A 24660-nucleotide genomic window follows, 5' to 3' on the forward strand; every position below is an offset into this window, starting at 1 on the left:
CTTTTTCTAAATTTTATCGAAGCTAAATTACGACAATTTTTCCTCTTAATAATTTTATCGCGTAACCTTTTTGTTGTTTTTACATCTTTGTGTTAAGATGAGGAAATCATGCTGTGAAATGACCATTTTTATCTGAATTATAAATAGAGACCGTGACATAAGACATAAGACGGAAGACAGAAGACCGAAGAAGGAAGACCGAAGACTGAAGACTAAAGACTGAAGACTGCCAACTGAATACTGAATACAGAGAACAGAGAACAGAGAACAGAGAACAGAGAACAGAGAACAGAGAACAGAGAACAGAGAACAGAGAACAGAGAACAGAGAACAGAGAACAGAGAACAGAAGACTGCCAGCTTTTTTCCCTATCTTTGCCCCACTTTAACCTTAAAAAATTAGTATGGCATGCAACTGTACAATAACTTAAGTGCTAAAGAAAGAGCAGAACTTATTGCGCAAGCGGGAAAAGACCGTTTGACCATCTCTTTCTATGCCTATGCCAAAATTGGCAATCCAGAACTTTTTAGAAACCATATGTTTTTAGCTTGGAATGAGCTTGATGTGCTTGGTAGAATCTATGTGGCCCATGAGGGGATCAACGCCCAACTGACCTTGCCAGCAGATCAGTTTGAACTTTTTAAAGCCCATTTGGACAGTATTTCTTTCTTAGAAAACGTGCGTCTTAATATTGCGATTGAACATGATAATTTTGCGTTTTTAAAACTCAAAGTAAAAGTGCGTGATAAGATTGTAGCGGACGGATTGAACGACGATACGTTTGATGTGACCAATATTGGTGTTCATGTAGATGCAGAGAAGTTTAATGCGCTTATTGAAAATGAAAACACCGTATTGGTAGATATGAGAAACCACTACGAAAGTGAAATTGGCCATTTTAAAAACGCCGTGACGCCAGACGTGGATACCTTTAGAGAATCCTTAGACATTATTGAAGAAGATTTAAAAGACCATAAAGAGGATAAAAACTTGGTGATGTACTGTACAGGAGGTATCCGTTGCGAAAAAGCAAGTGCCTACTATAAACATAAAGGATTTAAAAATGTTTTTCAATTGGACGGTGGCATCATCAATTATGTGCGACAAATCAATGAAAAAGGCTTAGAAAATAAATTTATTGGTAAGAATTTTGTGTTCGATCAGCGACGTTCAGAACGTATCTCTGCCGATGTGATTGCGCATTGCCACCAATGTGGAAATCCGGCCGATTTACATACCAATTGCGCCAATGAAGCCTGTCATTTGCTGTTTATCCAATGTGAAAGCTGTAAAGAAAAAATGGAAAACTGTTGTTCCACAACCTGTATGGAAGTCAACAGCCTGCCTTATGATGAGCAAAAAGAACTCAGAAAAGGTCAGGGCAATAGCAACGATATCTTTAAAAAGGGTCGTGCGGACCATCTGCCACACAAAAAAGATTTGCGGAACATATTTGATGTGCTTCAAAAATAATCAAAAGGCTTCTACATATCCGAAGCTTTTTTAATTTTAAAAGCCCTCTTTATGTGGTTTCAGAGTCTTATTTTTTTAGTTATAACAGAATTCAATCTGAAAAAAAGCAAGTCTTTATTTGCCTATTAAAGTATGTTTAAAATAATTTTTTTTCATGTTGTAAAAACGTTCTTGGTTCTTAGATATAAATTGTAATTCGCTTTAAAACAGTAACTTATAGTTTCTTAATCGATTATGTTCAGTTACACGATCTTGAATTATATAACTGAAATAAATAATCTTATCTTTACGTTTTAAAATTATATGGCATTGCCAGTTCCATTTTGTTGGAAAATATTGGAGTGCAAGGCCATAATTTATTAATCCTCATTCGTTACCAGACGAATCATATATATAACATAACATGAGTTGTAACAGTTGCTCAACCGGAAAGGATGGACAACCAAAAGGATGCAAAAACAATGGAACTTGCGGCACAGATAGCTGCAATAAGCTGACTGTTTTTGATTGGTTGGCAAATATGTCTCTTCCAGAAGGAGAAGAACCTTTTATTGGCGTTGAAGTACGTTTTAAAAATGGACGTAAAGAATATTATAAAAACACAGAAAATCTAACTTTAAGTATTGGAGACGTTGTGGCTACACAAGCACAATCTGGCCATGATATTGGTATGGTGACCCTTACCGGCGAATTGGTAAGGATTCAAATGAAACGCAAACACGTTAAAATTGACGATGCTGAAAACGTTTTAAAAATCTATCGTAAAGCCTCACAACGTGATATTGACATATGGTCTGAAGCGCGCGATAAAGAAGAGCCAATGAAGGTGAAAGCGCGCCAATTTGCGATTGATCTGAAATTGCAAATGAAAATTTCTGACATTGAATATCAAGGAGATGCCAGTAAAGCAACGTTTTATTATACCGCGGAAGAGCGTGTGGATTTTAGGGAATTGATAAAGTTATTTGCTAAAGAATTCCGTACCCGTATTGAGATGAAACAAGTTGGTTTCCGTCAGGAAGCTGCCCGACTTGGCGGAATTGGATCTTGCGGCCGCGAATTGTGTTGTTCTACGTGGTTGACAGATTTTAGATCAGTCAGTACCTCGGCAGCACGTTACCAACAATTATCCTTAAATCCGTTAAAATTGGCGGGTCAATGTGGTAAGTTGAAATGTTGTTTGAATTATGAATTGGATTCCTATTTGGATGCCTTAAAGAGTTTTCCAAAAACAGAAGTCAAACTTTACACTGAAAAAGGTACTGCAGTATGTCAAAAAACCGATATTTTTAGAGGGTTTATGTGGTACGCTTATGAAGGGGAGTGGATGAATTGGCACAAATTGACTACAGATCAAGCCAACGAAATTATTGCCTTAAACAAGAAAAAACAAAAGGTGGCAAGTCTTGAAGAATATGCTTCAGAGCTTATTGAAGAAGTTAAAGCAGATTATGAAAACGTAGTAGGCCAAGATAGTTTGACCCGTTTTGATAGTCCAAAACGCAAAACAAAACGCAAACCTAACAAGGGTAGGGCCAAGCGACCAGGACAGCCTAAACCAGCTGCTGATCAAAATAAACCTCAGGAGAAGTCTCAAGAGAAAAACCAACAAAAACCTGCTCAAAAAACAGGGCAAAAGAAACGAAGAAAACCAAATCCAAAAAAATCCAATCCTAACGATGCCAAATAAATTTTCTTGGATAGTTTTAACAATTGTGCTTTTGGGGTTCAGTTGTGATTCCAATCAAATTTTTGACGAGTATAAGTCGGTGCCAAATCAATGGCACAAGGATTCCCTTATTTCCTTTACCGTCACACCGCCTGATTCTACAAAGCTCTATAATTTGTTTATCAATATCCGGAACACTAATGATTACAAATTCAGCAATTTATTTTTGATTGCTGAAATTGATTTTCCTCATGGTAAAACTGTCAAGGATACTTTAGAATATCAAATGGCAAAACCGGACGGCACCTTATTAGGAGAAGGGTTTACAGATGTTAAAGAGAATAAATTGTGGTATAAAGAAGCGGTGAAGTTTGATGAAATTGGACCTTACACCATAACAATTCAGCATGTCATGCGTAATAATGGTGAGGTTGAGGGCGTTGATAACTTAGAAGGTATTACAGATGTAGGCTTCAGAATAGAACCTGCAACTAATTAGTATAAATTATGGCAAAAAAGAAAGCAGAAACTCAAAACTTTTCCGCGTATATTAAATGGTTTTGGTTAACCATTCTAGGAGGTTTATTGGTAGTTGTCCTATTATTTTTATTAGCATCTTGGGGTGTTTTTGGTGAGATGCCAGATCACACACGATTGGAAAATCCAACCACCAATTTGGCCACTGAGATCATTTCTTCTGATGGCGAATTGCTCGCAAAAATCTATGATAATGACAACCGTACGCCTGTAGATTTTACTGAGCTTCCCAATCATTTGGTTGAAGCTTTGATTGCTACTGAAGACGTTCGTTTTAGAGACCATTCCGGTATTGATGCCAGAGGAACTTTAAGAGCGATTTTCACATTAGGTAGTGGCGGGGGTGCGAGTACCATTTCACAACAATTGGCAAAACAATTGTTTCATGGGGAAGGGTCTAAGGATATCCTTGGTAGAATTACCCAAAAAGCGAAAGAATGGATTATTGCAATTCGTCTGGAACGTCAATATACCAAAGAGGAAATTATTGCCATGTATTTCAATATCTATGATTTTGGAAATAATGCCGATGGTATTAGAAGTGCAGCCCGAATTTATTTTGGAAAAGAACCTAAAAATTTAGATGTTAAAGAATCGGCCATGTTGGTAGGGATGTTTAAAAACTCCTCGCTCTACAATCCGAGACCAACGCGTAATCCGGAAGGGACAAAAAACCGTAGAAATGTGGTGCTGTACCAAATGGAGAAGTACGGCTATATTCCTGAAACCGTAAAAGATTCGCTTAGTAAATTAGATTTAGGGTTGCGGTATTCGCCAGAATCCCATCGTGAAGGTTTGGCAACTTATTTTAGGGCATATCTTACTGATTTTATGAAAGATTGGATTAAAAACAATCCAAAAACAGATGGTACCGGGCTTTACAATTTATATGATGACGGTTTGAAAATCTATACCACTATCGACTCCCGTATGCAGCAATATGCTGAAGACGCTACTTCTGAGCATATGGCACGATTGCAAAAGGAATTTTTCAATCAAAATACTCCTGAACGTAATAAAACCGCACCGTTTTTAGATTTAAAGCAAGAGGAAATAACCACCTTGCTCAATAGGAGTATGCGTCAATCTGAGCGCTGGCGTAAAATGAAAAACAATGGTAACAGTGATAAAGAAATCATCGCCTCTTTTGATAAACCTACTCCGATGACGGTTTTTTCATGGAAGGGCGAAATCGATACAATCATGAAACCTGCAGATTCTATGCGGTATTACAAATCGTTTCTACACGCAGGCATGATGTCTATGGATCCACAAACTGGCCATGTGAAAGCTTGGGTTGGCGGGATCAATTACAGACATTTTCAATATGATCACGTTAAGCAAGGAAAACGTCAGGTAGGTTCTACGTTTAAGCCTTTCGTATATGCTACCGCTATTGACCAGCTTCATTTGTCACCCTGTGACACCTTTCCAAATACAAAAATAACTATTGAAGCGGGGAAGTTTGGAAATCCGTTACCATGGAGTCCTGATAATTCTGATCGTGCTTATGGTGGATTTAGAACCTTAAAAAGTGCCTTGGCAAATTCGATAAATACAATTACCGCGCGATTAATGGATCAAGTAGGCCCTCAGCCTGTTATTGACATGGCCAAGAATTTAGGGATTGAATCTGATATTCCCGCAGTTCCTGCTATTGCCTTAGGTACGCCAGATTTAAGTGTTTATGAAATGGTGGCCGCCTATGCAACCTTTGCGAATAAAGGCGTGTACAACAAGCCTGTAATGGTCATGCGTATTGAAGATAAAAACGGAACAATCCTGTATCAATTTACACCAGAATCGAAAGATGTGCTGAGTGAAGAAGTGGCTTATGTGACCACTAATCTGTTACAAGGCGTTACGGAAGGAGGCTCTGGTACACGATTAAGACGAACAGGACCACCATCAACACTGTATAAGGAAATTATCACCGGATATCCGTATGCGTTTACAAACCCTATTGCGGGTAAAACAGGAACCACACAAAACCAAAGTGATGGTTGGTTTATGGGTATGGTACCCAATTTGGTTACCGGTGTTTGGGTAGGAGGCGAGGAGCGTGCGACGCACTTTAAGAGTATCGCTTACGGTCAAGGTGCGTCTATGGCGTTGCCAATTTGGGGACTTTTTATGAAAAAGTGTTATGCAGATAAAGATCTTGAGGTGTCTACAGGAGAGTTTGAACGTCCTGCAAATTTGTCTATCAATGTAGATTGTAGCAAACATAGCATGAACTCCTCATCGGATACCGACGGGTTTGACGATAGCTTAGATTTCTAAATCATAAGTTTAGTGAATAGTTAAAATCCCATTTAAAATGAAACGTCGTTTTAAATGGGATTTTTTTATGGATGTCATCGGAAATTAAGAAAAGTCACACCCTCTACACAGGCAATTCATTTTTGAATGGCTATTTTATTTCGTAATTTTCAAACTCCTAAAAATAATACTCATGATTAATAAAAAAGTAGCCAACGTTACCGAAGCCATGGAAGGGGTAAAGGACGAGATGACCCTTATGTTAGGTGGTTTCGGACTTTGTGGTATTCCTGAAAACGCGATCAATTATTTAGTAAAGATGAACGTGAAAGGGCTGACCTGTATTTCCAACAATGCTGGGGTAGATGATTTTGGTTTGGGATTGTTATTGCACAAGCGCCAGATTAAAAAGATGATTTCATCTTATGTTGGAGAGAACGATGAATTTGAACGCCAGATGCTCAGTGGCGAATTGGATGTGGAGCTCGTGCCTCAAGGTACACTTGTGGAACGTTGTAGAGCTGCGCAATCAGGGTTTCCTGCCTTTTTTACACCTGCCGGATACGGTACTGAAGTGGCCGAGGGTAAGGAAGTCCGCGAATTTAATGGTAAAATGTATGTTTTAGAGGAGGCTTTTAAAGCGGATTTTTCTTTTGTGAAAGCTTGGAAAGGGGATGCTGCCGGGAATTTAATATTTAAAGGAACTGCCAGAAACTTCAATCCTGCCATGTGTGGCGCTGCAAAAATTACGGTTGCTGAGGTTGAAGAACTCGTACCGGTTGGAAGTTTAGATCCGAATCAAATTCATATTCCGGGGATATTTGTACAACGTATCTTTGAAGGGAAGTATTATGAAAAACGGATTGAGCAACGCACGGTAATCAGTAAATAATTTTTCAATTTGAAAATTTGAAAATGAGAGATGATAAAGAAAATATCATAGTAAGATTGACTTTTGAATTTTCATTGAAAATTATTTCGTTTTCCGAAGAATTAAGAGCACTTCATAAGTATGAAATGGCTTCGCAAATTTTCAGAAGTGGCACATCCATTGGTGCGAATATCATGGAGGCTCAAAACGCCGAAAGTAGAGCGGATTTTATTCACAAATTTAAAATCTCAGCAAAGGAAGCGGATGAGCTCAATTATTGACTGAAGTTGTGTGAGGCATCATATTTTTATCCTAATCCGAGTAATGAGCTTCATGCAGAATTAAGATCAATTAGTTTAATTGTATCTAAAATTATTTCATCTAGTAAGAAAGGTTAATTATCAAATTTTCAAATCATCAAATTTTCAAATCATTTAATATGTTAGATAAAATAGGAATCGCAAAACGTATTGCAAAAGAAGTCAAGGATGGCTATTATGTTAATCTTGGCATCGGTATTCCAACACTTGTAGCCAATTATGTACGAGACGATATTGAAGTTGAATTTCAAAGTGAAAACGGTGTTTTGGGCATGGGCCCATTCCCCTTTGAAGGCGAAGAAGATGCCGATTTAATCAATGCAGGCAAACAAACCATAACGACCTTGCCGGGAGCGAGTTTTTTCGACTCGTCAATGAGTTTCTCTATGATTAGAGGACAACATGTGCATCTTACCATTTTGGGCGCTATGGAGGTCTCAGAAGAAGGCGATATTGCCAATTGGAAAATTCCCGGTAAAATGGTAAAAGGCATGGGAGGCGCCATGGATTTGGTAGCTAGTGCAGAAAATATTATTGTTGCCATGATGCATACCAACAAAGCAGGCGAATCGAAATTATTGAAAAAATGCAGTTTGCCACTCACGGGTGTAGGTTGCGTAAAGAAAATCGTCACCAATTTGGCCGTTTTAGAAGTAACCCCAGACGGCTTTAAATTGCTGGAACGTGCCCCAGGAATTTCAGTGGAAGACATTAAAAAAGCAACAGAAGGCACCTTAATTATTGAAGGCGATATTCCAGAGATGGTTTTATAAGAAGTCTAATATTTTTAATACAGAGCCACTACTACTCGAATGTTGACACAAAGCAATCGTGTAGTCGTGGCTTTATAGTGCTCAGAAGCTAAAGTTTTTTTTCGGAAGAAGTTAAGAACAGTATAAGATAAATCTCTAATACAGAGGTTAAATGTTAAAATTAAATGCATTTCATCGAATTATAAGGTATTTAAACTGATTTATTATAAATACCTTATATATTTACAAACCCAAATCTATCATAACTTAATTTATGTTTAGCCCCAAATCTACCATAATTTTTGACTTATGAATATGGTCCCAAATCTATCTAAACCTACCTTATCTCGAAGCAAAGTATTTGAGACCTTTCAAGAAACAGTGAGCTTGTTGAAAGGCATTTTGCTCCTTACAAAAAAATTATTCATGTTTTAATCCAGGTTCTGGAAGAGCATGATGGCATGGTGTTTTATTATGAAGCACATTTTTTTTCGGTGCTATTTCCACATCGTCTGTGTTAACGTTTGCCTAATCCTCCAACATAGAGATTTCAAAAGATGTAAAAATTTCACCGGTAATTAATCAGTGACAATCCATTTTAAATGTGCGTGATCTCGGTAGCATCTAAAATTGAATCACCCCGCAATCTTAAGAAGATTTGTGCAACTGCAATGGTGTCTTTTTCGCAGTAAATAATAATACGCTTAATATCATTTTCTTCATAATAAACCCGTCCCACCTCACTACCATCAATATCATCCTTTGGTGACGGTATTCCCAATACATTTGTCAGCAATTTCAAAGAGGTATAGTTTTTATAATCCCCGAATTTCCAAAGTTCCAAGGTGTCTAAATGTGGTACTTCCCACGGCTTTTTACCGAAGAGATTTAATTTGTTTGGCAGTTCAATACTGTGAATGATCATTCTTCTGGCGATATAAGGGAAATCAAATTCTTTCCCATTATGCGCACACAATAAGTGCTTAGGTTGATTGAAATGGGATAGGATCAGGTTTTTGAAATCTTTAAGGATTGTAGGTTCACCTCCAGAAAATGAAGTTACACGAAACGTTCTAGCGGTACCTTCAAGTTTAAAATAGCCAACAGAAATACACACAATTTTTCCGAACTCCGCCCAGATCCCTGCACGTTCGTAAAAGGCTTCCGCCGAAATATCAGCCCGTTGATATTTTGACTTCAACTCCCAAAGCTCCTGCTTGGTGTGGTCCAAATCAGAAAAATGTTGTGTTTCTGGTACCGTTTCAATATCCAGAAACAGGAGGTCTTCAAGGTTGAGTTTGTTGATCATAATTTAGTATTGAGCCATCATTTCATAACCTTCATCAATATACGTATAAATGTCTTCCGTAAAAGCATCTACGGACTCGTCCACTTTTAAGGATTGGTGTCCCAAACGTACAATAATAACATTGTCATCAGGTTGCACAATAACATATTGACCCAAATGACCGCGCATCATAAAGAAATCTTTGCCCTTATGATCCTGTATCAACCACCATCCGTAACCATATTCGGGGCTTTTAGGAAAGCGCGGGGTTACCGACTTTGTTACAAATGCAGAATCCAATATTTGTTTGCCGTTCCATTTGCCGTGATCTTTAAATAACTTGCCATAACGCGCAAAATCCTTGGCATTACTGGCAATACAGCAATAAGCTTTGACGAGATCATGGGCTTTGCTATCCACTTGCCATAGCGTGGCGTTTTCTGATTCTAAGGGTTTCCAGAACGATTCCGACAGATACTCATACAGTTCTTTGCCGGTAGCTTTTTCAATAACCATCGCTAAGAGTTGGGTGTCGCCACTGGCATATTTATAGGTTTGCCCAGGTTCGTCAACTACTTTTAATCCGAGGATGACTTTTTCTAAATCATCATCAAAATAGGCGCGTGTGGTTATGGATAATGGCGAATAATAGGCTTCGTCCCAATTGGTTCCTGAGTTCATTGAGGATAGGTCGCCCACGGTCATTTTAGCGGCTTTACCTTCACTAAATTCTGGGAAAAAATCGGCAACCGGTTGGTCCAAACTTTTAATATGACCTTGCTCTATGGCTTTTTGCATCAATCCCGAAACATAACTTTTAGCCATTGAAAATGAGTTGGATTTGGAGTTTTCATCATAGCCGTCGTAGTAATTTTCAAACCAAATACTATCATTTTTAATGATCACATAGGCTATTGTGCCTAGTTCCTTATTTATGTTTTGAAGCGCTTCCGTTTCTGTGGCAGAATTGTAATTGACGTGATTTGGCCAAGGCTGTGCGGTGCCATTTTCTACAATTTGGTTATCAAATTGTTTGTAATCATCAAGATAGGCGGTAGAATGGCCTTTCAAATAAATGGTTCTTACGGCTTTTAGTAAATAGTCCGTATCTGTAATGTACAATACAGCAACTGTCAGGACAAGTAAAGCGAGGATCCATTTCAGGGAAGTTTTTAGCATTTTCATAAATTGGTGTTAGGAAGAATAAATATAGGGAAATTTGTGTAGCAATCTCTATTTGTCATTCCGACGAAGTTATTTTGTCATTCCGACAGATTTGTTTTGTCATTCCGACGGAGGAGGAATCACATCAGGCATTTGTTAATCGTAAACCGAGAACTTCACAATTTGTGATTGCGACGTAGGAGGAATTCAAACGTTGGTGTTGAGGGAAATAAATATATGGCATTTGTTGATTGTAACACCATGACCTTTTTGTTTTGTCATTCCGACGTAGGAGGGATCACATCAGGCACTTGAATACCGTAAGCCGAGAACTTCCTAATTAATGATTCCCACGGAGGAGGAATTCAAACATTGGTGTTGAGGGAAATAAATATATGGCATTTGTTGATTGTAACACCATGACCTTTTTGTTTTGTCATTCCGACGGAGGAGGAATCACATAATCAGAGACTCTGAAAAACGTTAAATTTAAAACATTTATTAATTTGATATAGGAAACAAATGATTCAAGAATTCAAAACTTTCATTGTGCTCACGGATTAAATTGAGTTTCTTTTCCCTCCTCCAACCTTTTAATTCTTTCTCTCTGGCAATGGCAAGTTGTATCCAACTAAATTGTTCATAATACACTAAATATTGCAGATTATATTTTGCGGCAAATGTGTTCTTTTTAAGTCGGATATTTTCCTGGTGTTGTTGGAGTCTGATATGTAATTTATTGGTCACTCCTATATAGAAGGTACTTCTGTAAGGGTTGGTAATAATATACACATAGTAAGAGTGACTTCCTTGAGTGAATTCAATCATTTCTCTAGGTTTTAGCTGATATCCCTGTTTGGGAATAATCTAAGATAGCGAATTAGTCGACTCATTACTATAGGGATTGGAGAATTTTACATGTCATAAGAAGTGAGGTTTTTGGGTGCAAACTATGGGATTCCTCCTTTGTCGGAATGACAAATTCGAAATAGAGGTTGCTGCTTATAGGGGCTCTCTTGTTAGATGAGGTGTTTGGGTGTTTCTTTATGGGATTCCTTCTTCGTCGGAATGACAATCGCACACATTTTAGGAGAGGAGTTTAAGTGTTTCTTTATGGGATTTCTCCTTCGTCGGAATGACAAACTAAAAAATTTTAGATATGGTGTTTGGATGTTTCTTTATGGGATTCCTCCTACGTCGGAATGACAAACTCTGAATTATTTTAGGTAAGGAGTGGACGTCATGATTTAGAAGATTTCTTCTTTCTGGAATGAAAATCTAAAATAAGCGCTGTTGTTTATAAGGGCTTTCGTGTTCTAAAAGCCATTGCTTGCGCGATAGTCCGCCGGCATACCCAGTCAAACTACCATCGCTGCCAATAACACGATGGCACGGGACTACAATCCAAAGCGGATTCTTGCCATTGGCATTGGCTACCGCACGTATGGCTTTTACATCTCCTAATTGTTGCGATAATTGTAAATAGGAGCGTGTTTTTCCATACGGAATGGTCTGTAAGGCATCCCAGACTCTTTTCTGAAAATCAGTGCCTTCAGGGGTGAGATTGAGGTCAAATATTGTACGGGTGCCTTCAAAATATTCTGAAAGTTGATGGACGCAATCTTCAAGTGCTACTGGAATAATATCCGTAAGCTTTTCTTCTGAGTTTAAAATAGAAATAGAAGAAATACCATATTCATCACCTACAATTTTGGTAAACCCCAAGGGCGTCGATATCATGCAGTGTTCCACTAGTTTTTTGGTGTAGAGTTGTCGTCATGATGTTTGATGACGTCCTTATGTTCAACTTCCTCGTTGAGCATTCCTAAACGTTTGGCGCGAGATTCCCAACTTTTTCTAGCCTGCTCCTGAAGGTCAGCAACATTATCGCTTTCGTCCATGATTTCGAGCCCGAGCAACGTTTCAATCACATCTTCCATAGTGACCAAACCTGTTACCGTCCCATATTCATCAACCACCAAGGCCATATGATTTTTACTCTCTACTAATTTTTCAAATAAGATTGGAATGGGCAAATTGCGTTCAACAATGATAATTTCCCGTCGAATATCCGCCAATGTTTTTGAGTCATTATCAAGTGCCATTTCTCTATAAATGTCATCTTTTAAAACAAGACCGGTAATATTATCTGGATTTTCGGAATAGACTGGAATTCTTGATACGCGAAGCTCTTGATTGTTGTCAAAAAATGTTTTGACCGATGTCATTTCATCTTCGGAAACCATTATGGTACGTGGGGTCATGATATCTTTAGCTAAAATCTTTTTAAAGTTCAGCAGATTTTTAATCACCTTACTTTCGGATTCATGGAATACACCTTCGTCATGGGCAATATCAGTCATGGCCAAAAAACTATCTCTACTCACCGTACTGACATGTGCATTTTTGCCGCCAATCAGCTTGGTTGTCAATTGTAACACCCAAAGGATACCCGTATATTTTAATGGAAAAATTAAAATGTTAAGGGCAGCAGTGGTAAATCCTCCCAGTTTTTTCCAATAAGTTGCACCGATGGTTTTTGGGATGATTTCAGACAACACCAAAATTAAAAGGGTCATGACTGCGGATACAATCAAAATGGAATTATCGCCATTTCCAAAAACTTTTTCGGCCTGTACACCTACTAAGATCGCGCCCACGGTGTGTGCAATAGTGTTGAGTGTTAAAATGGCAATCAGCGGCTTATCGACATCTTTTTTTAAGGCTTCTAAAGATTCAGCGTAACTCTTTTTTTCTTTCTTCTTAATGTTGATAAAAGTTGGTGTCACACTCAATAACACCGCTTCCAATATGGAACATAGAAATGAAAAGAAAATGGAAATAAAGGCATAAAGGATTAATAAGGTCATGTATCTTGAAGTTTATATGCTAATTTAAGGATATTATTAGATTCTGCGTTTGTGTTTTGCTGAAAACAATACAACTTAACTCTGTAGAATGGTGCTGGTACCAACCACGCCGTATTCAGAAATACGATCTATAAAGGGGAACAGGGCTTTATTATTTAAGAATATCCGAGAATAGAGAGACGGTCTTATTCAGTGATCCGATCGCAACGTGCATTTTTTATTGATTGACGATTTGATTGTAGATGTGCAAATAGTACTCTATTTCTGAAATTTTTAAATGAATGATGACTTTGGTCGTCACGTCTAATTTTCAGGATGGAGTTTGAGGGAATTGCTCGAAACACCTCCGATGCCGAAAACTGCCCTGTTTTGCCCTTTATGTTTGATTATCCAAAACTACTGAGCGCCTTAAGGAAGTCCCATTTATTAATGAAACTGCTCTAAAGCGCTCAAATTGAAATTTATGAAATTGAAACTATGAATTTAAAATTCTAATAACATCCTTTGCAAAGTAAGATGCAATCACATCAGCTCCAGCACGTTTTATAGCGGTAATTTGTTCCATAACCACGGCATCATGGTCTAACCAACCTTTTTCAGCCGCAGCTTTTACCATCGCATATTCGCCAGAAACCTGATAGACGGCTACAGGTACATCTACCGCATTTTTTATTTCGCGTACAATATCTAAATAGCACAATCCTGGTTTTACCATCACAATGTCAGCGCCTTCATCAATATCCATTTCGGTTTCTCTAATGGCCTCAAATCTATTGGCATAATCCATTTGGTAGGTTTTCTTGTCTTTAGGGATATTCTTCATATTTACCGGAGCAGAATCTAGTGCATCACGGAAAGGACCATAAAACGCAGAAGCATACTTGGCGGAATAGCTCATAATACCTGTATCCGTAAAGCCTTCATCTTCTAAAGCCTCTCTAATGGCTAAAATGCGACCGTCCATCATATCACTCGGTGCCACAAAATCAGCGCCAGCGTTGGCATGTGAAACACTCATTTGGGCCAACATATCAGCACTCTCATCATTTAAAATTAGACCATTCTCTACTATGCCATCATGTCCATACTTTGAATACGGATCAAAAGCCACGTCAGTCATCACCAGCATACTAGGACAGACATTTTTAACCGTTTTTATCGCACGTTGCATTAAACCGTTGGTATTTAAAACTTCTTTACCCGAATTGTCTTTAAGATTGTCAGGTACTTTTACAAATAATAATACCGACTTTAAACCCATGTTCCACAGTTCTTTCACTTCTTTTTCAAGCAAGTCTAAACTATAACGGTAGTAGTTTGGCATGGAGGCAATTTCTTCCTTTACGTTTTTGCCTTCAACAACAAAAAGTGGGACTAAAAAATCGTTTGGGGAGATGATGGTTTCTCTCACCAATGAACGGATAGATTCGTTTGCTCTCAATCGTCTATTTCTTCTTAATGGGTACATAATTTAAATCTTCAAGTTGCAGTGTTTAATCTGCAGTTAATATAATACGTAAAACACTCACGTTGTTTATGATATATTGATCCAATCCACTGGCTTTTTCAATACGTTTAATAATTTTTCTTCGTCGCTTCCTTTTTCAGGATGATGGTCATACACCCATTGCACATGTGGGGGTAAACTCATCAAAATACTTTCAATACGGCCATTGGTTTTTAATCCGAACAAGGTGCCTTTATCATGCACTAAATTGAATTCTACATAGCGTCCACGACGTATTTCCTGCCAAGTTCTATTTGCATCCGTATAAGTTAAGTGTTTTCGCTTTTCAACAATTGGAACATAAGATTCTAGGAAGCTATTGCCTACTTCAGTGACAAAAGCATACCAATCTTGCATTGAAAAGGTATCTGTTGATTTGCAATAATCAAAAAACAAACCACCAACACCGCGGGCTTCATCACGGTGGGCATTCCAAAAATAGGCGTCGCATTTCTTTTTATAAAAATCATAATATTCCGGATGGTGTTTGTCGCAGGCTGTTTTGCAAACCTGATGAAAATGAACGGCATCTTCTTCAAACAAATAATAAGGGGTTAAATCCTGTCCGCCACCAAACCAAGAATCCACAATATTACCTTTTTGGTCATATAATTCAAAATAACGCCAATTGGCATGGACGGTCGGGACCATCGGGTTTTTTGGGTGTAAGACCAAGCTTAGGCCACAGGCAAAAAAGTTGGCGTCAGTTACGCCAAAGTACTGTTGCATACTCTCCGGCAATTCGCCATGAACCGCCGAAATATTGACGCCTCCTTTTTCAAAAACGTCTCCATTTTCTATAACGCGCGTTCTGCCGCCGCCACCTTCTGGACGTTCCCAAACATCTTGCTGGAATTTTGCTTTGCCATCAACTTCCTCAAGTTTTGAAGTGATGGTATCCTGTAATTCTAAAATGTAATTGTAAAATCTATCTTTCATGTCTTTAATTCAAAAAGTTCCATATCCATAGGGGCTTCATTAACGGGGGTAAATTCATTGACTAAGGTTTGTTTCCACTTAAAACCAGAATTTAAAGCGACATTCACGCTCGATTCATTGGTTTTATGGGAAATGATTTGCAGTGTTTTTAAACCCATTACTTCACTCACATGGGTAGATACTGCCTTAATCGCTTCGGTTATCAAACCTTTACCTTTGTGGTGTTTTCCAATGCAGTAGGCAAATTCACCTTGTTTAATATCCCACTGGATTTGTTTTAAAATGATCAATCCTATAATTTGAACTTGATATTTATCTTTGATGACAAATACAAATCCTTCCTTCATTTCAGCCGCTTCAATTTTTCTTTTGATATAATTGCGTGTGCTTTCCAGTGTTCTATTGTCGGCCAAGGTCAGCGGTAAAAAGCGAATAAAACGCTCGGTATTGGATACTAAGAGCTTGTTCAGCTGCAACGCATCATCGGGCTGTAATACTGAAATGCTAATTGTATCTGAACTATATATCATGAGATGTTAGTCTGTTTTGCGCTTTTAGGGCTTTTACGGTTTCAGTTGAAGCTGCAGTTACTGATAGGGGTAACACCAGGATAATTCCTATCACCGGAATCAAAAGGAAGAGCATAAATACAATCCCGTTTCCAATGGCCAATCCGCGATGTTCTTTTACAAATGTGATGCTTTCATCATACTTAAAATGGCGCTCCAAGGTGTAGTCCATATTTCCAAAACCTGCGTAATAGGCTTGGACTAAAAACAGCAAAATGGTTGAAATGATGTCCACAACCGGAATAAAACCAATAAGAAGGATGGGAATGGTAAATAGCAATTCCAACAACAAATTCCGAAGGTTAATCCTTGTACCGCGCCATAGCTGTTCTGTAAACGATGTGTCCCGATGTTTGTGTCGCTCCACACCTAACAAATGGGCTTCTATTTTTTCTGACACAGGGCTCATAAATGGCGCTGCCAAGGCCATAACGATATGTTTGTAAAGCACAAACCCTAAGATAAGGATGAGAACCCCGCTTAATATTTCACTGATGAGGAAAAATGTTTCTTTTCCCCAATCCCATATCCACAATTTTGAAATATAAACTCCAAAATTATCAGATAGGCCATACGCTGTAATGATTATGGTAGTGGCAACGGTGATACTGATGCCTATAGGCACACCAAAATACTTCCAAAGTTTGAGTTTGGAAATCAGTTTGAACGTCCCAGCATAGGCTTTTATGCCTTTAAAAATATTGCGCACCATAGATTGAGATAAAACCTCATAGTTCAGAAATATCCGGACTCAAAATCTATGAGGTTTTTATGTGTTAGTTTGGACTTTTATATTCCTTTACCGCATCAATAAACGCCTTGGCATTATCTAACGGGATATTAGGTAAAATTCCATGACCTAAATTTACAATATATCTGTCTTTACCAAACTCATTAATCATTTGATTTACCATCTTTTTGATTTCTGCAGGTGGTGAAAATAACCGGGTAGGATCAAAATTACCTTGTAAGGTGATTTTTCCGCCAGATAAATACCGTGCATTTTGTGGAGAACAGGTCCAATCAATACCCAAAGCAGATGCATTAGAATTTGCCATATCGTGTAGCGCAAACCAACAGCCTTTACCAAAGGCAATCACAGGAGCATCGTCCTTTAAGGCTTCAATAATTTGGTTGATGTATTGCCATGAAAATTCTGTGTAATCCGTAGGAGATAACATGCCTCCCCAGGAATCAAAAATTTGAACAGCATCACAACCCGCCGCTACTTTTGCTTTTAGATAAGCAATGGTCGTATCGGTAATTTTTTGCAACAATTGATGCGCTGCCATAGGGTTTGTAAAACAAAACTGTTTCGCCTTGTCAAAGTTTTTGCTGCCTTGACCTTGTACACAGTAGCACAAAATAGTCCATGGTGAACCTGCAAAACCTATAAGTGGCACCTCGTCATTCAGCATTTGCTTGGTGACTTTAATGGCTTGCATCACATAGTCCAATTCTACATGCACATCAGGTACAATTACATTATCCACATCTTTTTGGGTGCGCACAGGATTTGGCAAATACGGACCAAAATCAGGTTTCATTTCCACCTCAATATTCATGGCTTGTGGAATCACTAAAATGTCGCTGAATAAAATGGCAGCATCCATACCGTACCGCCTTATGGGTTGTACGGTAATTTCACTGGCCAATTCTGGAGTGCGGCAACGTGTAAAGAAGTCGTATTTGGCTTTTATTTCTTGGAATTCTGGTAAGTAACGTCCCGCTTGGCGCATCATCCAAACTGGTGGGCGATCTACTGTTTCTCCTTTTAATGCTCTTAAGTATAAATCGTTTTTTATCATGTCCCACATTCCTGCGCTGGCAAGAATCTCCTTGTTTTAAGTTATAATTATTCTGTTAAATTAGTGAAACTCAATTTTTAAAAGTTGCGAAGCAATGAATTAAAAATTGNNGTCGAGGTTGTTCATTTTAAAAATATGGTGTTGTAAATACAACCTATTAAATCTGTATTCCTATTGAATAAAACCGGACGGTGCTAATCGTTATGCGTAAGTTTCGTTTACCAAATCAATCACACTCTCAACCGTTGGAATTTTCGCAACGCGCACGTCTTCAAAATACTTTTTGGCTTCCGTAGCAGTCGTGTCGCCTATACAGTAAGCTACTTTATTATCCGGCTCATTGTTTTCAAGATACGCAGCTATCGTAGAAGGGCTATAAAACATAATGCCTTTTACTTTTGAGTCGATTTTTTCCGAATCCAGAATGGTTTTATAAGCTTCTACCTCATTTACCTTAATGTGATTTTTCTCTAGGGTTTGTGATATTTCATCCAATCTGATATCACTACAAAAATGAGTCACTTCAGTCCCGTCAAGATATTCCACTAGATATTCAGCGAGTAATTTTGCGTAGTTTTCAGAATGTTTGACTTTTCCGATTTTGGCTTCAATAAGTTTTTTAGTACGACGCCCTACACAGTAAATGTTCTTAAACTGTAATTCTTCTTTAGGAACAATAGCAGTAATCGCTTCTACAGCATTTTGGCTGGTGATGATGACGTTTTCAATAGGTGATTTTAAAAGTGGCTTGGGAATTCTGTTCAAGCTTATTTTTAAAAAATCTGTACTCTCTACATTAACATTTTGAAAACGCTGACGTTGCACCTCAGACAAGTTCTTGGTAGAGAATATTTGTATATTTTTATCGGCATCTTCAAGATCATTCATGATTCTACTTCCGCCACGTTCTAGCACATAGTCTGCAGCGTATTGTGCGATATTGTGATGATTGCCGAGTTTCTCTTTACGAGTCACTTCAATTTTCTTGCTGCCATCTAAACTCAACAAGACCCCTTGAAAGGATACTTCTTCGTTTTTGATAAATGCCAATGCACCAATTGGGGCAGAACAACCACCTTCCAATAGATTTAAAAATCGACGCTCAATGGTGGTGCAAATCTCTGTTTCCTCATGATTGATGTCGTTGCAGATGGCTAGTATTTCCTCATCGTCTTCACGAGCGGTAACCATAATAGCGCCTTGACCGGGTGCTGGTACCATCCACTCTAAGTTAATAGCTTCTTCTGGGCGCACACCAATTCTACCAATACCAGCTGCAGCAAATATAGCGGCATCCCAATGGTCATTGTCTTCCAGTTTTTGTAAACGGGTATTGACATTGCCTCTTAAGCCAACAATAGTATGTGTTGGGTAACGGTTAAGCCACTGGGCTTTACGTCTTAAACTTCCCGTAGCAATAATGGCCTCCCTTTGCGATAAAAACTCTTCATTATCCTTAAAAACCAAGGTGTCTCTAACATTCCCGCGCTTTATAACAGCGGCCTGAACAATACCTACAGGTAAGAGCGTTGGGACATCTTTAAGAGAATGGACGGCTATATCAATTTTATTATTGAGCATGGCTGTGTCTAAAATTCTCGTAAAGACGCCTGTAATGCCTAACTCGTAAATGGGTTTGTCAAGCAGCATATCGCCAGTTGATTTTACGGGAACCAAGACGGTTTTATGACCCAAATGTTCGAGTTGTTGTTGTACAGTTTTGGCTTGCCATAGCGCAAGTTCGCTATCGCGGGTACCAATTCTTATAAGTTTAGACATGTGTTGGAGATTCTAACTGAAACACTTTTTTGATAAGTTCAATGCTGTCGTCAGTAGACATATCATCGTTTTTAAGATGGTATGCAAAGTGGTTAGTAATTTTTTGGATGATATTATTGCTGATCAATTCGGCTTGTGCTTCATTAAAATCAGCATGTTTTTTACGCTGCGTCTCTAATTCCGCATTCTTGAAATCGAGCAACTTGTGTTTTAAAGCATTGATGGTAGGCGCGAATTTTCTGGTGGCCAACCAACTGTTAAAATCTAATTTCACTTCTTCAAGAATTTGTTCAGCAACCGGAATAAACGCTTTCCTTCGCTCTAAAGTGTCATCAGTCATTTGGGATAAATCGTCCAAATGAATTAAGGTTACATTATCTAATTCTGTCACGTCTTGGTTTACGTTTCTAGGAATAGATAAATCTAAAATCAATAATGGTTTATTGGATTGGATACAGTATTTATCCACTGTGGGGTTAAGCGCTCCGGTAGCAACAATCAAAATGTCAGACACGTTGATCTCTTCTTGAAGATTGGCATAATCTTTTACCAACAAATTAAATTTACCAGCAACTTCTTCTGCTTTGGTTTTAGTTCGGTTGATAAGTGTAATATGTTCGTTTTTGGTGTGTTTTACAAGATTTTCACAGGTATTTCTACCAATTTTTCCTGTTCCAAAAAGGAGAATATTTTTGGTGGATACGTCTTTAACTGTATTTAAAATATAATGAACGGAAGCAAAAGATACAGAAGTGGCGCCAGAAGAAATTTCTGTTTCTGTCTTAATACGTTTGCTGGCTTGAATGACCGCATTTATCAAACGTTCGGTAAACGCATTGAGTAAACCTGATTTTTTAGAAACTCTTGCGCTTTTTTTAAGTTGACTTATAATTTCGAAATCTCCCAAAATTTGACTGTCAAGACCAGAACCTACACGAAACATGTGGGAGATGGCCTCTTTATTTTTATAAATGTAGGCTACTTCTTGAAATTCTTCAACAGTGCCATTAGTATTGTCACAAAGTAGTTTGATGAGTTGGTATGGGTGTTCTGCAAAGCCGTAAATTTCGGTACGGTTACAGGTTGAGGTTACAATTAAACTCTCAATGCCCTCTGCCTTTGCCTGGTTAAGAAGATTCTCTTTGGATGATTCATCCAAACTAAAATGCCCTCTAACATCGGCATCCGCTTTTTTATAGCTTAGACCAATAGCATAAAAATATGTGCCTCTTGTCATGTGGTAATGCTCCATAACTGATTTGGAAATTTTCATAGCAAAAATAGAAATGAGAATCGAATAAAAACAACGCTCAAGGAACTATTAGTGTCGCTTGTGGTTTTTTAGAGGTATAATTTATAAAAGTATGATAAATATCATACTTTTGCAGTCATAACAGTACTTTTTCAAGCTTTAGTTTAGAATCGATCTAAATAAAGACTTATAATTATGAAGATTATGGAATTAAAAAATGTCGCTAAAGGTTCTTTTGAAGAGACGCAAGTTGAAGAAGGATTTTTCGTATTGACCTGTCAAAATGAGAGTCCATTGGCAAAGGTTGCCCAACGTGAAATAGATAGTAATTTTATTCAATTCCACTTTTGTTTAAAAGGCTCCAGCAAGTTTATTTTTAATGAAGGACGCTACGCTTTGGATATTTTAGAAGAGAATTCGCTTTTACTTTACAATCCGCAACGCGATTTGCCAATCCATTTAGAAATGCAGCCCAACACTTGGTTGGTATCTATATTGATCTCAATTAAGAAATTCCACGGCTTATTTTCGCAAGAAGCCGATTATATCACGTTTTTGAGCGATGACAATAAGGATAAGAAATACTATAAGGATGGTAAGATTTCGCCTTCTTCTGCCATTGTGTTGACCCAATTGATGCATTATAATTTGAATTCGTCAATTAAAAACTTGTATTTTAAAGGCAAAGCTTACGAATTGTTGAGCCTCTACTTCAATAGAAATGAAGATGCCAATATTGAACAATGTCCGTTTTTGGTAGATGAAACCAATGTCATAAAAATCAGGAAGGCCAAAGATATTGTCATCTCCAGAATGGCAGAACCACCAACATTACAAGAGTTGTCAGATGAAATTGGATTGAATTTAAAAAAACTTAAAGAAGGTTTTAAGCAAATTTACGGGGATACCGTCTATAGTTTTTTGTTTGATTATAAGATGGAAGTCGCTAGAAAGCTTCTGGAATCAGGTGAGCATAATGTCAATGAAGTGGGCTTAAAAGTAGGGTATAGTGCATCAAGTCATTTTATAGCAGCATTCAAAAAGAAGTTTGGCACCACACCCAAAAAATATTTAATGTCCTTATCTTCGTAAATCTAAATCCCCGCTGCATTATTTTAGAATAAATGAAAATGTGGGCTTTATAAATAATTGAAGTTTAATTAAATGATCCCGAAGTTTTTGGGACTGCCTTCTCAGGAATAAAATATGAAAAAAGGAGTACTACTCGTCAATCTCGGTTCGCCAGAGAGCCCAACACCAGAAGCTGTTAAGCCTTATTTAGGTGAGTTTTTAATGGACGAACGTGTTATTGATGTGCCACTTTGGGCACGGACGCTCATTGTAAAAGGCATTATTTTGAATACCCGTCCTAAAGCCTCTGCGGCCGCCTATAAAAAAATATGGTGGGATGAAGGATCGCCGCTCATCGTAATTTCTGAGCGCCTTCAAAAGAAAATACAACAAAAAACGACTCTTCCAGTTGCTTTAGCCATGCGTTATGGCAGCATGACCATCAAAAAAGGACTCCAAGAGTTGGTAGACAAAGGGGTGGAAGAGGTGTTCTTGATGCCATTGTATCCGCAATTTGCCATGGCAACTACTGAAACCATCTTGGTTTTGGCCGAAGAGATTCGAAAAGAACATTTTCCAAACCTTAAAATAACCGATTTAAAAGCGTTTTACAATCGCGAAGATTATATTGACGTGCTCTCCAATTCTATTGCTGGACATTTAGAAAATAATCCTTACGAGCATTTACTGTTTTCGTATCATGGGGTTCCAGAACGTCATATCCGCAAACGTGATATTACAAAATCGCATTGTAAAATCGATAAGAGCTGCTGCATCACACCATCGCCAGCGCACGAATTTTGCTACCGTCACCAATGTTTGGAAGTCACCCGTCTGGTGGCTGAAAAATTGAATTTGGCACCGGGAACCTATTCCAGTTCCTTCCAATCGCGATTAGGATTTGATCCGTGGTTGCAACCACCTACAGATTTGACGATTGAACGTTTTGGAAAACAAGGCGTTAAAAAAATGGCGGTCGTCACACCAGCTTTTGTGAGTGATTGTCTTGAAACCTTGGAAGAAATTGCTATGGAAGGCGAAGAGATTTTTCACGAAATGGGCGGAAAAGAATTTACAACCGTACCGTGTTTAAATGACGATGACGAATTTGTAACCTTACTATCCAACTGGATTAACGACTGGGCCACTCCTGAAACCGTCACCGCATAATGGCAAATGATTCCTCACAGGATTTGGGTACAAAACCCATTAGCAAGCTTTTGATAAGGCAGGCTCTTCCGGCGTCTATCGGAATTTTGGTGATGTCACTCAATATTCTGGTAGATACCATTTTTGTGGGGAATTGGATTGGAGCAACCGCAATTGCCGCCATTAACGTGGTGTTGCCGGTATCGTTTTTTATTGCGGCTTTAGGGATGTCCATCGGTATTGGTGGGTCTTCTATTATTTCTAGAGCGCTTGGGGCTAATAATTATCAAAAAGCGCTCAAAACTTTTGGCAATCAAATTACCTTAACCTTGGTGCTGACCATGACCTTGGTGACTGTTGGTTTGCTTTTTGCCAGTAGCATTATCGATTCCTTTGGTGGGAAAGGGGCCATCTTTGAACCCGCAAAAATCTATTATGAAATTGTCCTTTACGGGGTGCCTGTGTTGGCGCTTTGTATGATGGCCAATACCGTGATTCGTGCAGAAGGGAAGCCAAAATTTGCCATGTATGCCATGATGATTCCATCGGTCAGTAACTTGATTATGGATTATATCTTTATCTACATCCTAGATTACGGAATGGCGGGTGCAGCGTGGGCTACAACACTATCATACGTATTCTGTTTGCTGTTTATCATTTGGTTTTATGCTTCCAATAAATCGGAATTAAATCTCAATTTTTCACATTTAGGATTGAACTTTCCTATTGTTAAAGAAATCAGTTCGTTGGGCTTTGTCACCTTGGCAAGGCAGGCCGTGGTAAGTATCACTTATTTATTTATGAACAATATCCTGTTTGATTTAGGAGGTGAAACTTCAGTGACCTCTTATGCTATTGCGGGTAGAATGTTATTGTTTGCCATGTTCCCAGTTTTGGGGGTTACTCAAGGCTTTTTGCCTATAGCAGGCTATAATTACGGTGCTGAAAACTTCCATCGGGTTAGGGCAACACTTAATATCGCTATTAAATATGCTGCTATTTTGGCCTCCATCGTATTTATTGTGTTGATGCTATTCCCTGAACAAATTACCCGAATGTTTACTACAGACGCTGATGTGTTACGTCAGGCACCTAATGATATGCGTTGGGTATTTGCCGCCACACCCATTATTGCTTGGCAATTAATTGGTGCTGCCTATTTTCAGGCTATCGGTAAAGCCAGACCTGCTTTGTTGTTGACCTTGTCTAGGCAGGGTTTTTTCTTTATTCCGCTCATCTTAATTTTACCTCAGTTTTATGGCGAATTGGGTGTGTGGATCTCTTTTCCAATTTCCGATGTGCTCGCAACAATCGTGACGGCTTATTTTTTAAATCGCGAAATCAAAAAGAATTTAATACCTAAAGATGTTTGATTAATTT

Annotated in this window: 21 protein-coding genes and 1 pseudogene; 10 read left to right on the forward strand and 12 right to left on the reverse strand. The window is 38.3% G+C overall.

Translation table 11 applies throughout. The features are described 5' to 3' along the window. The first annotated feature begins 408 nt into the window (after positions 1–408). The 7 genes and pseudogenes from trhO to JEM65_RS03530 all read left to right on the forward strand — a co-directional run bounded on the left by trhO (position 409) and on the right by JEM65_RS03530 (position 7905). A complete protein-coding gene (gene trhO, locus JEM65_RS03500) occupies positions 409–1473 on the forward strand; it encodes an oxygen-dependent tRNA uridine(34) hydroxylase TrhO (RefSeq protein ID WP_199597168.1) in 1065 nt (354 codons plus the stop codon). Positions 1474–1876: 403 nt separating this feature from the next. Then, a complete protein-coding gene (locus tag JEM65_RS03505) occupies positions 1877–3163 on the forward strand; it encodes a PSP1 domain-containing protein (RefSeq protein ID WP_199597169.1) in 1287 nt (428 codons plus the stop codon). Continuing rightward, the gene (locus JEM65_RS03510; protein WP_199597170.1) at positions 3153–3641 is read left to right on the forward strand and encodes a gliding motility lipoprotein GldH; all 489 of its coding nucleotides are present in this window, start codon (positions 3153–3155) and stop codon (positions 3639–3641) included. Before JEM65_RS03505 ends, JEM65_RS03510 begins: the two co-directional genes overlap by 11 nt. Positions 3642–3649: 8 nt before the next feature. Next, on the forward strand, positions 3650–5962 hold the full coding sequence (locus JEM65_RS03515) for a transglycosylase domain-containing protein (protein WP_199597171.1): 2313 nt from the start codon (positions 3650–3652) through the stop codon (positions 5960–5962). Positions 5963–6134: 172 nt separating this feature from the next. After that, positions 6135–6833 carry a CoA transferase subunit A gene (locus tag JEM65_RS03520; protein ID WP_199597172.1) on the forward strand — a complete coding sequence of 233 codons (699 nt, stop codon included), beginning with the start codon at positions 6135–6137 and terminating at the stop codon, positions 6831–6833. 23 nt (positions 6834–6856) lie between these two features. After that, a pseudogene (locus JEM65_RS03525) lies at positions 6857–7210 on the forward strand (four helix bundle protein). 41 nt (positions 7211–7251) lie between these two features. Further along, entirely contained in the window at positions 7252–7905 is a 654-nt protein-coding gene (locus JEM65_RS03530; protein WP_199597173.1) for a 3-oxoacid CoA-transferase subunit B, read from the forward strand. A 577-nt stretch (positions 7906–8482) separates the two neighbouring features. On the opposite strand, the gene JEM65_RS03535 is transcribed toward JEM65_RS03530, so the two are convergent. The 12 genes from JEM65_RS03535 to hemA all read right to left on the reverse strand — a co-directional run bounded on the left by JEM65_RS03535 (position 8483) and on the right by hemA (position 21060). Beyond that, positions 8483–9193, reverse strand: a complete 711-nt coding sequence (locus JEM65_RS03535) for a 3'-5' exonuclease (RefSeq protein ID WP_199597174.1) — start codon at positions 9191–9193, stop codon at positions 8483–8485. Positions 9194–9196: 3 nt separating this feature from the next. Continuing rightward, on the reverse strand, positions 9197–10357 hold the full coding sequence (locus JEM65_RS03540) for a serine hydrolase domain-containing protein (RefSeq protein WP_199597175.1): 1161 nt from the start codon (positions 10355–10357) through the stop codon (positions 9197–9199). Positions 10358–10837: 480 nt separating this feature from the next. Beyond that, positions 10838–11164, reverse strand: a complete 327-nt coding sequence (locus JEM65_RS03545; protein ID WP_199597176.1) for a GIY-YIG nuclease family protein — start codon at positions 11162–11164, stop codon at positions 10838–10840. Between the two features lie 450 nt (positions 11165–11614). Next, positions 11615–12076, reverse strand: coding sequence for a methylated-DNA--[protein]-cysteine S-methyltransferase (locus tag JEM65_RS03550; RefSeq protein WP_199597177.1), 462 nt, complete (start codon positions 12074–12076; stop codon positions 11615–11617). Positions 12077–12087: 11 nt separating this feature from the next. Then, positions 12088–13206: a CNNM domain-containing protein gene (locus JEM65_RS03555; protein WP_199597178.1), complete on the reverse strand. Its 1119-nt coding sequence runs from the start codon at positions 13204–13206 to the stop codon at positions 12088–12090. Between the two features lie 475 nt (positions 13207–13681). Next, complete coding sequence (gene hemB / locus JEM65_RS03560; RefSeq protein WP_199597179.1) at positions 13682–14674, reverse strand: porphobilinogen synthase; 993 nt, start codon at positions 14672–14674, stop codon at positions 13682–13684. Positions 14675–14740: 66 nt separating this feature from the next. After that, positions 14741–15652 (reverse strand): oxygen-dependent coproporphyrinogen oxidase, encoded by a 912-nt coding sequence (hemF, locus tag JEM65_RS03565; protein WP_199597180.1) that lies wholly within the window; start codon positions 15650–15652, stop codon positions 14741–14743. Continuing rightward, on the reverse strand, positions 15649–16182 hold the full coding sequence (locus JEM65_RS03570; protein WP_199597181.1) for a GNAT family N-acetyltransferase: 534 nt from the start codon (positions 16180–16182) through the stop codon (positions 15649–15651). The genes hemF and JEM65_RS03570 overlap by 4 nt, the downstream gene beginning before the upstream one ends. Continuing rightward, a complete protein-coding gene (locus tag JEM65_RS03575) occupies positions 16172–16933 on the reverse strand; it encodes an EI24 domain-containing protein (protein ID WP_199597182.1) in 762 nt (253 codons plus the stop codon). Before JEM65_RS03575 ends, JEM65_RS03570 begins: the two co-directional genes overlap by 11 nt. A 64-nt stretch (positions 16934–16997) precedes the next feature. Then, entirely contained in the window at positions 16998–18029 is a 1032-nt protein-coding gene (hemE, locus tag JEM65_RS03580; protein ID WP_199597183.1) for a uroporphyrinogen decarboxylase, read from the reverse strand. Between the two features lie 201 nt (positions 18030–18230). Further along, positions 18231–19808, reverse strand: coding sequence for a hydroxymethylbilane synthase (hemC, locus tag JEM65_RS03585; protein ID WP_199597184.1), 1578 nt, complete (start codon positions 19806–19808; stop codon positions 18231–18233). Then, positions 19801–21060, reverse strand: coding sequence for a glutamyl-tRNA reductase (gene hemA, locus JEM65_RS03590; RefSeq protein WP_199597237.1), 1260 nt, complete (start codon positions 21058–21060; stop codon positions 19801–19803). The genes hemC and hemA overlap by 8 nt, the downstream gene beginning before the upstream one ends. Before the next feature lie 204 nt (positions 21061–21264). Between hemA and JEM65_RS03595 the strand changes: the two genes are divergently transcribed. The 3 genes from JEM65_RS03595 (at position 21265) to JEM65_RS03605 (ending at position 24653) form a co-directional block, all read left to right on the forward strand. Further along, complete coding sequence (locus JEM65_RS03595; protein ID WP_199597185.1) at positions 21265–22152, forward strand: helix-turn-helix transcriptional regulator; 888 nt, start codon at positions 21265–21267, stop codon at positions 22150–22152. Between the two features lie 114 nt (positions 22153–22266). After that, on the forward strand, positions 22267–23301 hold the full coding sequence (hemH, locus tag JEM65_RS03600; RefSeq protein WP_199597186.1) for a ferrochelatase: 1035 nt from the start codon (positions 22267–22269) through the stop codon (positions 23299–23301). Then, the gene (locus JEM65_RS03605; RefSeq protein ID WP_199597187.1) at positions 23301–24653 is read left to right on the forward strand and encodes an MATE family efflux transporter; all 1353 of its coding nucleotides are present in this window, start codon (positions 23301–23303) and stop codon (positions 24651–24653) included. The genes hemH and JEM65_RS03605 overlap by 1 nt, the downstream gene beginning before the upstream one ends. The last annotated feature ends 7 nt before the right edge of the window (positions 24654–24660 follow it).

It is taken from the genome of Gelidibacter salicanalis, from assembly GCF_016469035.1.
Taxonomy (GTDB): Bacteria; Bacteroidota; Bacteroidia; order Flavobacteriales; family Flavobacteriaceae; genus Gelidibacter; species Gelidibacter salicanalis_A.